Below are 13,340 nucleotides of genomic sequence, written 5' to 3' on the forward strand. Positions count from 1 at the left end.
ATGTGCGCACCACCCTGGACGGACCTTGTCACAGTCGTCAGGATCGACGTCGTACAGCGCGGTCTCAGGGACGAGAGGCGGGACGTACGGATGGCAAAGCATTGGGCCGACTTCCAGTACGAGATCTATCTGAACGGTATGACGGGCGCCATACCGCGGCTGCCCACCGATCTGACCCGGCTGGAGGAGCTCACCGAGCAGCGGCTCGGGCCCGGTCCGGTCGGCTATGTGGCGGGCAGCGCGGGCAACGGCAGCACCGCCCGCGCCAACCGGGCCGCGCTCGACCGGCGCCGGATCGTGCCGCGCATGCTGCGCGATGTGCACGAACGCGACCTGTCCGTCGAGGTGTTGGGGCGCCCGCTGCCCGCGCCGCTCGCGCTCGCCCCGGTCGGCGTGCTGTCGATCATGCACCCGGACGCGGAGTCCGCCGCCGCGCGGGCCGCTGCGGCGCAGGGCGTCCCGTACATCCTGTCGTCGGCCTCCAGCACCCCCATGGAGCAGGTCGCGGAGGCGATGGGTGAGGCGGAGCGCTGGTTCCAGCTGTACTGGGCGAAGGACCGCGAGGTCACCCGGAGCTTCCTGAACCGGGCGAAGGCGGCCGGGTACACGGCGCTGCTCGTCACCCTCGACACTCCGCTGCTGGCGTGGCGGCCGCGCGACCTCGACCAGGCGTATCTGCCGTTCCTGCACGGCGTGGGCACCGCCAACTACTTCTCCGACCCGGCGTTCCAGGCGGGCCTGGCCAAGCCGGTGCACGAGGACCCGAACGCGGCCGTGATGCACTTCGTGGGCATGTTCGCGGACCCCGGCAAGACCTGGCCGGACCTGGCCTTCCTGCGGGAGAACTGGGACGGGCCGATCGTCCTGAAGGGAATCCTCCATCCCGACGACGCCCGGCGTGCCGCCGACGCCGGGATGGACGCCGTGGTCGTCTCCAACCACGGCGGCCGGCAGGTGGCCGGTTCGGTCGCCGCCGCGGACGCGCTGCCGCGTGTGGTGGAGGCGGTCGGCGACCGGCTCACCGTCCTGTTCGACAGCGGGATCCGCACGGGCGACGACATCTTCAAGGCGCTCGCGCTCGGCGCGCGGGCCGTGCTCGTCGGACGCCCCTACGCCTACGGGCTCGGCCTCGACGGGCAGGCGGGCGTCGAGCACGTCATCCGCTGTCTGCTGGCCGAGTTCGACCTCACGCTGGCCCTGTCCGGGCACGCCCGCCCCGCCACCATCGGCCCCGACGACCTGATCGAGGAAACCGCATGACCGTCACCGCCATGAAGAACGTCCTGGCCGTCGTCTCGCCGCACGTCGGGGGCCGTACGGCGGGCGCGGGGCTCGCGACCGTGTTCCCCGGGCAGGCCCGTGTCACCGTTGTGGAGGCGACGGACGAGGACCCCGCCGCGCTGCGCGCCGCGCACGTCATCATCACGGGGCTCGGCCCGGTGACGGCCGAACACATCGCCGCCGCACCGGAGTTGGAGCTGATCCAGTGCGCGAGCCACGGCTTCGACTACGTCGACCTCGACGCGGCGCGCGCCCAGGGCGTGCCGGTGTGCAACATCGGCTCCAGCGGCGCCGAGAAGCAGAATGTCGCCGAGCAGACCTTCGCGCTGATGCTGGCGCTCGCCAAGCAGCTGGTACCGGCGCACACGGCGCTGGCCGAGGCGGACTGGGCGCTGCCGCGGCTGCAGCAGTCCATCACCGAGCTGTCCGGCAAGACACTCGGCATCGTCGGACTCGGCCACATCGGCGAGGAGGTCGCCCGCCGCGCGCTCGCCTTCGACATGACCATCGTGTACGCCGGTCCGCAGCCCGTCTCCAAGGAGACGGAGGTCCGGCTCGGCGGCGCCCGCCATGTCGAACTCGACGAACTGCTGCGTACGTCGGACTACATCACGCTGCACGCGCCGCTCACCGAGGCGACCCGGCATCTGCTGAACGCCGAGCGGCTCGCGCTCCTCAAGCCGACCACGTTCGTGGTCAACACCGCGCGGGGCGCCCTGATCGACCAGGACGCCCTCGCGGACGCGCTGGAGGCGGGCGCCCTGGCCGGAGCGGGCCTCGACGTCTTCGACCCCGAACCGCCCACTCCGGCCCTGCGGTTGCTCAAGGCCCCGAACGTGGTGCTCTCACCGCATGTCGCGGGCGTCACCCGCGAGACGCTCGTACGGATCGCGCTGGCGGCCGTCCAGAACGCCGCCGACTTCGTGGCCGGCAAGCTACCGCAGGATGTCGTCTCGTAGCGTCAGAGCCCGACTCCCGTGGTGGTGATGCCGGGGAGTTGCGGAGACAGAGGCAGCGTCATGGGAAGGGGCGACGCGGGCGCCGGGTTCGCACCGTGGTCACCGGCGCCGGCGCCGTCACGGGCACTGTCACTGATCGCCACGGCGCGCCGTTCCTGGTAGGTCTCCGCAGGGATGGCCTCCGGCCCGGCGGTCATCCCTGCGGACGGCTCGCGCGTCGGCACGCCCGCCGACACGGACGGGCCGTCTGCGGGCGGCGCGTCGCTGACGGGCCGCGACGAGGGGCTCTCCGTGCCCGCGATCGACAGCGACTGGGGGGCGGCCGGCGAGAAGTCGGTCCGCCACCGCTGCACGTCGGCGCCGTCACGTACCTTGACGACGATGTCGGCGTCGGGGTCGGTGGACGCGGGCGCGACGGCGAGTCCCTCGCCCCAGCGGGGCAGCAACTCGCCCCGTACGGTGAGGTCGTAGCGCATGTCGTCGGCGCGTGCCGCGTTCTGGGCGGCGCAGCGGTCCAGGAACACGACACCGTTGTCGGCGTGCGATTCGAGGCACAGCTCCGGGTCGGCGATGCTGCGCAGCAGACCGTTCTCCTCGTACGACCACTGCTGGGTCCAGGCGGACGAGCACACCGCCAGCCTGGCCTCGGCGCCGTCCTTCGCCTCGCCGCCCCGGATGTCGAGGCACAGGTCGGCGGTGAGGTTGCGCAGCCGGGTCCGCTCGGTGGCCGTGGGCAGGTCGGCCGAGGTGGGCGGGGACGACAGGGCGGGCGGGGCCAGGGATCCGGGGGCGGGCGACAGGGTGCGGCCGCTGCTCGCGCCCGTGGACGCCGTGGGGTCGGCGCCGTCGCCGTGCGAGAGCAGACTGACGGACAGCACGGTCACGAGGAGCGCCGTCGAGACCAGACCCGCCCCGGTGAGCAGAGCCGTCGAGTGCCGCTGCCCCCGCTGGACGATGCGGGCCGGAGCGGGGATCTGGGACAGCAGACGGTGGCGTCCACCGCCTCCCGCACGTCCACCGGTCGCCGGACGTCCACCGGTCGCCGGGCGTCGGCCATGTCCATGACGCCTCCCACCGAAGGGGGTTGCGCCCCGCGTGCGTACGTGCTGCGCGCGCCCCGGGCGCGAGTCGAGATAGCGCCGTGCACCCCAGCCGAGCATCGCTTCGCCGAGCAGCGGGCCCAACCCGCCCTCGAAATGGCCGAGTTGCTCGGCGGCATAACGACAGTAGGCGCACTCCATCAGATGGTGCTGGACATCGGGCAGCAAGGCGCCGCCGCGGCGAATCGGCACGTCCAGCAACCGGTTGTGGAAGCGGCATTCCTGAGTCGACGCGAGTTCCCGGTGGGCGCGTACACAGCCCTCACGGAATTGCTCGCGGGCCTGCTCCAGAGCGGCCGACGCGGTGTCGGTATCCATGCCCGACAGACCGGCCGGTACGGATATGGGCTCGGCCTCGACCTCGGTGTGCCACAGCAGGCAGCGGGCGAGTCCCGGGAGGGTCTGGAAAGCGCGCTCGGCGAGCTTCCGATTTTCGGCCGTCATCGACTTCGCCGCGCGCATACCGCGGCCTCCCGCGGGTTTCCTCAGGTCCGGCAGCACACCGGATATGCGATCGTCCGCGGACCATTCCCTGACTGTGTCCCTTACCGCCACGAGGAGTTGGGGCCTCAGTGCCATACCGGACCCGCCTTGTGCGAGGCGGTCGAGTACCTGATGGAAGGAGGTCGCGGTCACCAGGGAGGCGACGTTCGCCGAAGAAGCGAGGCAGATGACCGCGTAGTCGTACGTCGGCTGCCAGTGACGGGCCATCAGCAGAGCTGCGGGATGGGCGGCCTCGCTCTCCGGCCGGCCTCTCAGCAGGGCGGCAAGGCTCTCGTCGGATTCGCCGGGAACGCCGGCGGGCGGATAAGGGGGACGAGGGGGGTGGGGGGTGTGCACAGAGCGGGTTCCTTCCAAGGTGCAAGGTGGCACACAGAAGTTCTTGCCCGCCGAAAAGGAGCCCCCTGGTTGGTGCATACCTTTTTGACGGCCCTTTGAGCGCGTTGTTGACCCGGATTATTGAACGGTGATTCAGACCCGGCCATTGACCAAGTGCAGGACGTTCACCCTCGCACAACCCGCTCATGACCAACAAGGCACTTGAGCAACATCCGCATCATTGAAAGATAGTCAGCCCAAGGGCAACTTGTGCGACTCGCACCGGCTTTCGATATTTCCCGCGCCCCGTGATGTGCTCCGTGATGTGCTCCGTCAAGTGCATCCGTGATGCGCCCCGCGATACCCCCGTCACGCGACCGCGACACGTCTCCTCTCGGAGGCATGCTCATCGTCCTCAGGTGGCGGTGGGGCCTTCGGTGTTGAGCAGCACGGCGGTCGAGGCGCGTTCGAGGACGAGGCCCTGTTCGACGGCCGCGCGGATCCCCGCGAACGATGCCGCGCCGCAGGGGCCGGACGCGACACCGAGGGCGGCCAGGTCGTGGGAAGCGCGCACGCTGTCGGCGTCGGAGACGGCGACAGCGGCGTCCAGACCGCCGCGGAGGAAGGGCCAGGCGATGCTGGACGGGGTTCCGCAATTGAGCCCCGCCATGATGGTGTCGCCGGTAGTCACGCTCATCGGCCGGCCGTGGACGAGGCTCGCCAGAACGCAGGACGCCGCTTCGGGTTCCACGGACAGCAGACGCGGACCCCGGGTACGGCGGCTGCGGTAGTGCGTGACCGCCGCCTGCGCGAGGGATCCCACACCGACCGGAACGGCCACGAGATCGGGCAACTCGACTCCCCCGGCGGCCAGTTGGGAGTCGATCTCGGCGAACAGGGTCGAGTAGCCCTCGACGATCCAGCCCGGGATCTCCTCGTAACCGGGCCACGCGGTGTCCTGCACCAGGACGGCGCCGGGATCCTCCGCGACCGCCGCGGCCCGGCGCACCGCCTCGTCGTACGGGCCGTCCACCCGCGTCACCTGTGCCCCTTCCCGGGCGATGGCGTCCACGGCGCCCGGCCACACGCCCTTCGGCACGAGGACGTGGGCGCGCTGCCCGAGCAGACGGGCCATACGGGACACGGCCCGGCCGTGATTGCCGTCGGTGGCGGTGACGAGGGTGAGCGGACCATCGGCCGTGGCGAGGATCCGGTGGATCGCCCAGGACGCCCCCAGCGCCTTGAAGGCGGGCAGACCGAGCCGGGACGACTCGTCCTTCACGAAGAGCCGGGCGACGCCCAACTCGGCGGCGACAGTGGGCAGTTCGATCAGGGGGGTGGGCGTACAACCGGGCAGGGAGGCATGGAAGGCGCGTACCTCGTCGGGGACCGGCGGGCAGGTCCAGTCCCGGGCGGCGGGCCTCATGAACAGCTGCATACGACCGACCCGCGCCTGACGAGCATGTGCGTACGACCGACCTGCGCCCCACGCTCAGACGCACAGGCCCACCACCACCTGCCTGGCGCACAGACCAGTGGGGCCACCGCGCCTGGCGCACAGACCAGTGGGGCCACCGCGCCTCGCGCACAGACCCGTGGGGCCACCGCGCCTCGCGCACAGACCCGTGGGCCTCCGCGCCCCTCGCGTACAGCCGCCACCGGCCACCGCGTCATCGGCCGGGCTCAGATCTGCCAGGACCGCAGCCGGTCCGCCGCGCCGTAGACATCCGCCTTGCCGGAGATCAGATCGCGGGCGAGGCCGACGAGCGCTCCGTACGGCGGGTCGATGCCGACGCCGCTGACGAACATGTACGCGACCGCCGCCGAGCAGGCGAAGCGGGCGTTGGCGGCCGGCAACGGCTTCAGCAGGGCCAGGGTGTGCAGGAGCGCGGCGGCGCGCCAGGCCGGGTCGGAGTCGACGCCGAGGCGGGGCGGGTCGACCCGGTGCCGGGCCACGGCGGCGACGAGCGCCGAGAAGTCGTTGACCGTGGGCTGGTCGGGCAGGACCTCTTCGTGTCGCTGGAGGAGCCAGGGCACGTCGATATGGATGACGGGAGCCATCGGTCAGGCGACCCGCCCCTCGCCCTTGGCGGGTGGTTCGTCCTCGGGGAAGGCGGCGGCGAACTCGTCCGCGTGCGCGGCGAAGAAGCGGCGGAAAACCTCCGCACCCTCCTGCAGCGCCCGGTGCCGCACGATGTCGGCCGCGGCCGCCTCCCGCACCAGGGCCTTCATCGACGTACCGCGCTCTTTGGCTATCTGCCGCAGGTCTTCTAGCTCGCGGTCGCTGAACTCCACGTTGAGAGCTGGCATGCCCTCACGGTACCGCGAAGGTACTTACTGGTAAATAATCCCAGCTCAATTGCAGCCCCGGGCGGTACCGGCGAGGTCCGGTCCGCGGCGCGAGGCACGGGGCCGCATCGCCCGCCGGCATCAGCGCGGCTGCCGGCGCGCCGCCTCCGTCAGCGACAGCCAGTGCGCCGACGCGGTGAGCGGCAGGCAGATCCAGTCCTTCATGGGGCGGCCACCCATGGGGTCGAAGAGATGCGTACCGGAGAGGGCGAGCGCCTCGGCGTGTTCGGGGGTGTCGCGGTGCAGGCGGACGACGAGTTCGCCTTCGTGGAGGCCGACGAACGCCTTGCCGTTCGGGTCCTTCAGACAGGGCATCCCGAACATCTTGGAGAGCTTCGCCCCGCGTGGTGCGAGGTCCTCGGCGAGACCGGCGAACAGCTGGTCCGCGTCGGCCATCAGGCGGCCTTCCGTCCGGTGAAGGCGAGCAGGCGCTCCAGCGGGGTGGCGTCGGCGGCGGGCTCGATCTCGGGGCCGAAGGCTCCGTTCGCGCGGGCGCCGTCGGCGATCTGCGTGGCGACCGCGGTCGCGGTGGCGACCACGTCGTCGTCGGCTGTGAAGGGCTGGCCGGTGGCGGTGGCCAGGTCCCAGCCGTGCACGGTCAGCTCCATGATGGTGATCATCCCGGCGAACGGCGCGGGGTAGGTGTTCGACGCGAAGGGCGTCTCGCCCTCCCAGGCGCTCGGTACGGCCCACGCGGCGGTGAGCCGGTCGGCGAGCGGCGGGAAGACCACCCAGGGCGCCTCGGTCAGCTCCGTCGGCGCGTCGGCGGGGAGCTGCTCCTTCCCCGCGGCGTGGGCGCTCATCACGAGCGTGGCGAGCAGGTGCTCGCTGAGCTGGTGGACATCGAAGTCGGCGCAGGGCGTGGGGAGTTCGCGCTTGCCGGTGAGGGCGGGCTGCTGGACGTGCGCGACGAGGTTCCGGGCGGCGCGGGCGAGCTGGTCGGCGAGCTCGACGGGGGTGGCGTTCATGGCGGTTGCTCCTGTTCGGATGGGGCTGATGCGTCGACGAGAGGACTGATCAGCAAGGGGTTCTGCAAGGGGTTCAGCAGGGACTGACTCGGCTCAGCCGAAAAAAGGAGCGGGCTTGCCCGTCTCCGCGTACGCCTTGAGCGCCGTGAACTTCGTGGCCCACCCATAGGTGAAGTGGCGAAAGGCGTCGTCCTGGGCCGGGAACCCGGCGTGCGTGAAGCGCAGCAGGACCCCGCCCTCGGGGACGTCGAGGATCTCGTACGTCTGCGTGGTGCCGGCCCACGGCCCGTTCTCACCGTCCAGGACCAGGCGCCGGTCGCCGGACTCGGTGATCCGCAGCCGCCAGGGCTCCGGCACGCCGGGGAAGCTCAGCGCGTGCTCCGCACCGACGCCCTCCCCTATCTCCGCGTCGGCCGTGAACCAGCCGCGTACGCCGGTTTCGGTGGCGATGGCTTCGCGGACAGTGTCCGCCTCGGCCTCGATGGTCAGCTGCATCGCGATGTCGGCCATCGGATGTCCTCTCAGAGCATGTCGGTTGTGTCCGGGATCGCCCGGACTTCATTCTTTAGCCGACACTAAAATAAGAGACGGAGGAGCGCAAGTTCTAGCCGTGACTAAAATAAGCAGCGTGGATCAGGTGAAGGCGATCAGCGAGCCGCGGCGGCGGGCGATTCTGCAGCTCGTGTGGCACGACGAGCTGTCGGCGGGAGACATCGCCGAGCGCTTCGACGTCACCTTCGGCGCGGTCTCCCAGCATCTGAAAGTGCTCCGCGAGGCGGGCCTGGTCGTCGTCCGGAAGGACGGCACCAAGCGGTACTACCGCGCGGACCGTGCTGGGATGGGACCGCTGGCCGCCTACCTGGAATCGATGTGGGGCGACTCGCTGGACGCCCTGGCCGCGCTCGCCGAACAGGCCGAGCGGGAGGAGGAGCACAAGTGACGATCACCCCCGACGGCTCCGTCGTCGTACAACGGCACATCAAGGCCCGCCCGGAGACCGTGTTCTCCTTCTTCACCGACACCGAGCGATGGCTGTCCTGGCAGGGCATGGAGGGCGTCTTCGACCCGACGCCCGGGGGCGCGTACCGGATGCGGGTCGTCGGTGACGCCACCGCTTCCGGGCGCTTCGAGGAGGTCGAGCCGTACACGCGGATCGTCTTCACCTGGGGCTGGGAGAACGAGGGCGATCCGGTGCCGCCCGGCAGCAGCCGGGTCGAGGTCACCTTCGCCCCCGAGCCGGACGGCACCCTGCTCACGCTCACCCACTCCGGCCTGCCCGAACCGGCCCGCGAGCCGCACCAGGAGGGCTGGGAGCACTACCTCGACCGGCTCGCCGTACGGGCGCCCGGCGGCGACCCCGGCCCGGACAGCTGGATGGAGCCGAAGCCCGCCTGAGCGCGCGCCGCACCGAAGGACAAGTCGGCAAAGAGCACCGGCCTGAGATGTACGTCACACTTCACCCGTCGGATGTCACATTCGGACCCCGTTTTCCCCTCGCAGTAGTGAGCGCATCAAGGGGAGGCGAGGCATGTCCGAATGCACCAGGGCAGGGACCGGCAGCACGACATCCGGCAGGGGTGGGACGCGGCTGTTCAAAAAGTTCGTCCACGTACGGCGGGACGAGATAGCGGCCGGTGAGCGCCCGTGACGTCGACCGGTCAAACCGCCACGCGTCCCAGCGCGCGTTCCGCCGGGAAGGCATCCTCAGGCGAGCGCGTCGCCGACTGGTTCGACGGCCGGCTCGGCGTCTACTCCCTCGGCAAGCGGTACCTCCGCAAGGTCTTCCCGGACCACTGGTCCTTCCTGCTCGGCGAGATCTGCCTCTACAGCTTCCTCGTCCTCATCCTCACGGGCGTCTATCTCACGCTGTTCTTCCATCCGTCGATGAACGAGGTGGTCTACCACGGCAGTTACGTCCCGCTGAACGGCATCCGCATGTCCGAGGCCTACGCCTCGACGCTGGACATCAGCTTCGACGTGCGCGGCGGGCTGCTGATCCGGCAGATCCACCACTGGGCCGCGCTGATCTTCCTCGGCGGAATGCTGGTGCACATGATGCGGCACTTCTTCACGGGCTCGTTCCGCAAGCCCCGTGAGGTGAACTGGCTGTTCGGCTGGACGCTGCTGTTCCTCGGCTTGTTCGAGGGACTGTTCGGCTACTCGCTGCCGGACGATCTGCTGTCCGGGACCGGGCTGCGGTTCGTGGAGGGGGCGACCCTGTCGGTGCCGATCGTCGGCACGTATCTGTCGATGTTCCTCTTCGGCGGGGAGTTCCCCGGAGACGACATCGTCGCCCGCTTCTACTCGCTGCATGTCCTGCTGATTCCGGGGATCATGGCGGCCCTCGTCGTGGCCCATCTGATCCTGGTCGTCTACCACAAGCACACCCAGTTCGGCGGACCGGGAAAGACCGAACGCAACGTCGTGGGACCGCCGTTCCTGCCGGTCTACATGGCGAAGGCGGGCGGCTTCTTCTTCCTGGTGTTCGGTTTCATCGCGCTGATCTCGGCGGTCGCGACCATCAACCCGGTCTGGACGTACGGCCCTTACCGTGCCGACCAGGTGTCGACCGGCGCCCAGCCGGACTGGTACCTGGGCTTCGCGGAAGGGCTGGTCCGCATCATGCCGGGCTGGGAGATCACCATGGCGGGGCACACGCTGGTGCTCGGCGTGCTCATCCCCATCCTCGTCTTCCCGCTGCTCCTCATCCTCATCGGGGTCTATCCGTTCATCGAGGCCAAGGTCACCGGAGACCGGCGCGAGCACCATCTGCTGGACCGCCCGCGCAACCGGCCGGTCCGCACCTCCCTCGGGACGGCGTGGATCAGCGTCTATCTGATCCTGCTCGCCGGCGGCGGCAACGACATCGTGGCGACACGCTTCCATCTGTCGATCAACACCGTGACCTGGGCCGTGCGCATAGCCCTGTTCCTGGTACCCGTCGTCGTCTTCGCCGTCACCCGCCGCATCTGCCTGGGGCTGCAGCTACGGGACCGGGAGCTGGTGGCGCACGGCCGTGCGACCGGCATCATCAAGCGCCTGCCGCACGGCGAGTACGTCGAGGTGCACCGGCCTCTCAGCCCGGCCGAACTCCACACCCTGACCGAGCACGAGCACCGGGAGCTCTCAGGCCACCGGGACCTCCAGACGGCAGATTCGCAGCCCGCCGTCGGCGGCTCCGTCGATCAGCACCGAGCTACGGGTGACCGTCCTGACGGCTCTCCCGCGTCGGGAGTCGTCGGCCATCCCAACTGATCGTGAGCCAACGGATTCTGACGGTGTAACATGCGCTTGTGTCAAGGCTCCGGCACGCACGTCCGACCCACACCCCGCATCGGCCGGAGACCCGCCTTGCGGACATGCCACGTCGGCGGTCCGGGGGCGGGTGGGCGGTTCGCGTCGCAGGGTGCGGAGTGCGCCTACGCACTAGGCTGGAAACCGAGCGAGGCGCTTGTTCACTGTGAGTGTGCGCAATGGAGTGGCGACGATGACCCCGGTCCACCCCCTCGACGAGGCCGCCACGGCACGGGCAGTCATCGCTGAGAACGGCACCCTGATCCACTGGAGCGAGGGGGCCCGCCGCCTGCTGGGGTACGCGCCGGAGGAGGTCGAGGGCCGCCCCGCGGCGGACCTGCTGGACCCGTCGGGCGGCGCCGCGCCGGCCGAACCCACCGGCGACATCTGGAACGGCACTCTCTCGCTGCGTCACCGCGACGGACACACTCTCTCCGTGTGGCTGCTCGCCCATCGCAGGGAAGCGAAGGACGAATGGCTCGTGGTCACCCCGGTGCAGGTCGCGCCGCCGCGCCCACCGGACGACCCGCTGGTCAAGGCGGTGTTCACACAGGCGCCCTGCGCCATGGCCGCCTACGACGAACGGCTGCGGCTGTACGCGCAGAACGACGCGATGGCCGATGTCGTCGGTCTCCCGGAGGCGCGCATCCGAGGCCTGAGGATCTCCGAGATCGGCGGCACGCAGGTGAGCGAGCAGCTCGAGGAGGACATGCTCGGCGTGTTCCTCTCCGGCGTGGGCCGCGACGTGGAGACATACACGCGCACGGGCGGCGAGAACCGCGCGCACGCCTGGCTGCTGCGGTTCGCCCCGCTGACCGATGCCGAGGGCCAGGTACGCGGCGTGTCCCTGGCCGCGCACGACTTCACCGAGCGGTACAGGGACAGGGAGCGACTGCAACTGCTCAACGAGGCGAGCATGCGCATCGGCAGCACCCTCGACGTCACCCGGACGGCCCAAGAGCTCGTCGACGTCTTCGTGCCCGCCCTCGCCGACTTCGCCGGCGTGGATCTGCTGGATCCGCCGGAACACGGCGGCGAGCCGCACGCCGCGCCGCCGAGCACCCCGATCACGCTCCGCCGCGCCGCCCATCGGTCCGTGACCCCTGGCTCTCCGGAGGCGTCGGTCATACTCGGCGAGGCCGACGTCTACCCCGCCTCCTCACCGCAGGCCAACGCACTGGTCACCGGCCGGACGATCGCGGCACCGGACGCGACCACCACGCCGGAGGAGTGGGTGGCCTGGGACAAACGCCGGGGCGAGCGCTTCGCGAAGCACGGCGTCCACACCACCATGTGGGTGCCCATCCAGGCCCGGGGCCAGACCCTGGGCGTGGTCGTACTCGCCCGCTTCCGGCGGCCCGATCCCTTCACCCCCGACGACGTCTCGCTCGCGGAGGAGGTCACGGCCAGGGCCGCTGTCTGTCTCGACAATGCCCAGCGCTTCGCCCGCGAGCGCAAGACCGCGCTGGCCCTGCAGCGCAGCCTGCTGCCCCGCTCACTCCCCCGGACGGCGGCCCTGGAGGCGGCCTCGCGCTACCTTCCCGCGGCACGTGCCGGGGTGGGCGGCGACTGGTTCGACGTGATTCCGCTGTCCGGGATGCGGGTCGCCATGGTCGTCGGCGATGTCGTCGGCCACGGCATCCAGGCCTCGGCGGCCATGGGGCGGCTGCGCACGGCCGTCCGCACGCTCGCCGACATCGACCTGGCTCCGGACGAGTTGCTCACGCACCTGGACGACCTCGTCGTACGACTGTCCGTGGAGGCCGGTTCCGGCACCACCGGTGAGTTCGGCGCCACCTGCCTGTACGCGGTGTACGACCCGGTCTCCCGGCGCTGCACCCTCGCCCGGGCGGGGCATCCGCCGCCCTTCATCGTCCCTCCGAACGGTCTGCCGCGGGAGATCGACCTCCCGGCGGGGCCGCCGCTGGGCCTGGGGGGACTGCCGTTCGAGTCCGTAGAACTCGAACTGAGCGAAGGCACGGTGCTGGCCCTGTACACAGACGGGCTGCTCTGGACCCCTGGGCGGGACCTCGACGTCGGCCGCGCCCTGCTGTCCCGGGCCCTGGAACAGTCGTCACATTCCCTGGAATGGGCGTGTCATGCGATCCTGCAGGCGCTGCTGCCGGTGGGTGGCGCCACGGACGACGTGGCCCTGCTGCTCGCCCGCACGCACGGGCTGGCGGCATCCCACGTGGCGACCTGGGACGTTCCCGCCGACCCTGCCCACGTCGCGCCGATCCGCAAAAAGGTGATCGAACAGCTCGACGCCTGGGGGCTGAGCGAGGCGACGTTCACGGCCGAGCTCGTGGTGAGCGAACTGGTCACCAATGCCATCCGGTACGGCGAGCCGCCCATTCGGCTGCGTCTCCTTCACGACGCCACCACCCTGATCTGCGAGGTCTCCGACAGGAGCCACACCGCCCCGCATCTGCGCCGGGCGAAGGTCTTCGACGAGGGGGGCCGCGGGCTGCTGCTCGTCGCCCAGCTCACCCAGCGCTGGGGCAGTCGGTACACGGCCGAAGGCAAGACGATCTGGGCGGAGTTGGCGCTGCTCGGGGAGGCCTGACACA

Annotated in this window: 13 protein-coding genes; 6 read left to right on the forward strand and 7 right to left on the reverse strand. The window is 70.6% G+C overall.

Going from position 1 to position 13,340, the window contains the following annotated elements; translation table 11 throughout:
• Nucleotides 1-90 precede the first annotated feature (90 nt).
• Both C4B68_RS03190 and C4B68_RS03195 read left to right on the forward strand, forming a co-directional pair.
• Nucleotides 91-1,260, forward strand: a complete 1,170-nt coding sequence (locus tag C4B68_RS03190) for a lactate 2-monooxygenase (RefSeq protein WP_099501322.1) — start codon at nt 91-93, stop codon at nt 1,258-1,260.
• On the forward strand, nt 1,257-2,240 hold the full coding sequence (locus C4B68_RS03195) for a 2-hydroxyacid dehydrogenase (protein ID WP_099501324.1): 984 nt from the start codon (nt 1,257-1,259) through the stop codon (nt 2,238-2,240). Before C4B68_RS03190 ends, C4B68_RS03195 begins: the two co-directional genes overlap by 4 nt.
• A gap of 2 nt (nt 2,241-2,242) precedes the next feature.
• Here the strand turns inward: C4B68_RS03195 and C4B68_RS03200 are convergent, their stop codons facing one another.
• The 7 genes from C4B68_RS03200 to C4B68_RS03230 all read right to left on the reverse strand — a co-directional run bounded on the left by C4B68_RS03200 (nt 2,243) and on the right by C4B68_RS03230 (nt 7,986).
• The gene (locus C4B68_RS03200) at nt 2,243-4,180 is read right to left on the reverse strand and encodes an RICIN domain-containing protein (protein WP_099501326.1); all 1,938 of its coding nucleotides are present in this window, start codon (nt 4,178-4,180) and stop codon (nt 2,243-2,245) included.
• A gap of 394 nt (nt 4,181-4,574) precedes the next feature.
• Nucleotides 4,575-5,585, reverse strand: coding sequence for a pyridoxal-phosphate dependent enzyme (locus tag C4B68_RS03205; RefSeq protein WP_306511248.1), 1,011 nt, complete (start codon nt 5,583-5,585; stop codon nt 4,575-4,577).
• A gap of 257 nt (nt 5,586-5,842) precedes the next feature.
• Nucleotides 5,843-6,220, reverse strand: coding sequence for a toxin Doc (locus C4B68_RS03210; protein WP_099501329.1), 378 nt, complete (start codon nt 6,218-6,220; stop codon nt 5,843-5,845).
• 3 nt (nt 6,221-6,223) lie between these two features.
• Nucleotides 6,224-6,469, reverse strand: coding sequence for a hypothetical protein (locus tag C4B68_RS03215; protein ID WP_099501331.1), 246 nt, complete (start codon nt 6,467-6,469; stop codon nt 6,224-6,226).
• Between the two features lie 120 nt (nt 6,470-6,589).
• Nucleotides 6,590-6,904 (reverse strand): hypothetical protein, encoded by a 315-nt coding sequence (locus C4B68_RS03220; RefSeq protein ID WP_099501333.1) that lies wholly within the window; start codon nt 6,902-6,904, stop codon nt 6,590-6,592.
• Nucleotides 6,904-7,476: a TIGR03086 family metal-binding protein gene (locus tag C4B68_RS03225; protein ID WP_099501334.1), complete on the reverse strand. Its 573-nt coding sequence runs from the start codon at nt 7,474-7,476 to the stop codon at nt 6,904-6,906. Before C4B68_RS03225 ends, C4B68_RS03220 begins: the two co-directional genes overlap by 1 nt.
• A 93-nt stretch (nt 7,477-7,569) precedes the next feature.
• Nucleotides 7,570-7,986, reverse strand: coding sequence for an SRPBCC family protein (locus tag C4B68_RS03230; RefSeq protein ID WP_099501336.1), 417 nt, complete (start codon nt 7,984-7,986; stop codon nt 7,570-7,572).
• Between the two features lie 118 nt (nt 7,987-8,104).
• Between C4B68_RS03230 and C4B68_RS03235 the strand changes: the two genes are divergently transcribed.
• From C4B68_RS03235 to C4B68_RS03250, 4 genes are all read left to right on the forward strand, one after another.
• Complete coding sequence (locus C4B68_RS03235; RefSeq protein WP_099501338.1) at nt 8,105-8,416, forward strand: ArsR/SmtB family transcription factor; 312 nt, start codon at nt 8,105-8,107, stop codon at nt 8,414-8,416.
• On the forward strand, nt 8,413-8,871 hold the full coding sequence (locus C4B68_RS03240) for an SRPBCC family protein (RefSeq protein ID WP_099501340.1): 459 nt from the start codon (nt 8,413-8,415) through the stop codon (nt 8,869-8,871). The genes C4B68_RS03235 and C4B68_RS03240 overlap by 4 nt, the downstream gene beginning before the upstream one ends.
• Before the next feature lie 249 nt (nt 8,872-9,120).
• A complete protein-coding gene (gene qcrB, locus C4B68_RS03245) occupies nt 9,121-10,731 on the forward strand; it encodes a cytochrome bc1 complex cytochrome b subunit (RefSeq protein WP_099501341.1) in 1,611 nt (536 codons plus the stop codon).
• A gap of 232 nt (nt 10,732-10,963) precedes the next feature.
• Nucleotides 10,964-13,336 (forward strand): ATP-binding SpoIIE family protein phosphatase, encoded by a 2,373-nt coding sequence (locus C4B68_RS03250; protein WP_099501343.1) that lies wholly within the window; start codon nt 10,964-10,966, stop codon nt 13,334-13,336.
• Nucleotides 13,337-13,340: the final 4 nt, after the last annotated feature.

Source organism: Streptomyces dengpaensis (assembly GCF_002946835.1).
Taxonomy (GTDB): domain Bacteria; phylum Actinomycetota; class Actinomycetes; order Streptomycetales; family Streptomycetaceae; genus Streptomyces; species Streptomyces dengpaensis.

What these genes read in the sequence shown, in the direction of transcription:
- C4B68_RS03230 (WP_099501336.1), bottom strand. Translation starts at nt 7,986, where the DNA reads ATGGCCGACATCGCGATGCAGCTGACCATCGAGGCCGAGGCGGACACT.
- C4B68_RS03195 (WP_099501324.1), top strand. Translation starts at nt 1,257, where the DNA reads ATGACCGTCACCGCCATGAAGAACGTCCTGGCCGTCGTCTCGCCGCAC.
- C4B68_RS03215 (WP_099501331.1), bottom strand. Translation starts at nt 6,469, where the DNA reads ATGCCAGCTCTCAACGTGGAGTTCAGCGACCGCGAGCTAGAAGACCTG.
- C4B68_RS03190 (WP_099501322.1), top strand. Translation starts at nt 91, where the DNA reads ATGGCAAAGCATTGGGCCGACTTCCAGTACGAGATCTATCTGAACGGT.
- C4B68_RS03220 (WP_099501333.1), bottom strand. Translation starts at nt 6,904, where the DNA reads ATGGCCGACGCGGACCAGCTGTTCGCCGGTCTCGCCGAGGACCTCGCA.
- C4B68_RS03250 (WP_099501343.1), top strand. Translation starts at nt 10,964, where the DNA reads ATGACCCCGGTCCACCCCCTCGACGAGGCCGCCACGGCACGGGCAGTC.
- C4B68_RS03205 (WP_306511248.1), bottom strand. Translation starts at nt 5,585, where the DNA reads ATGAGGCCCGCCGCCCGGGACTGGACCTGCCCGCCGGTCCCCGACGAG.
- C4B68_RS03210 (WP_099501329.1), bottom strand. Translation starts at nt 6,220, where the DNA reads ATGGCTCCCGTCATCCATATCGACGTGCCCTGGCTCCTCCAGCGACAC.
- C4B68_RS03225 (WP_099501334.1), bottom strand. Translation starts at nt 7,476, where the DNA reads ATGAACGCCACCCCCGTCGAGCTCGCCGACCAGCTCGCCCGCGCCGCC.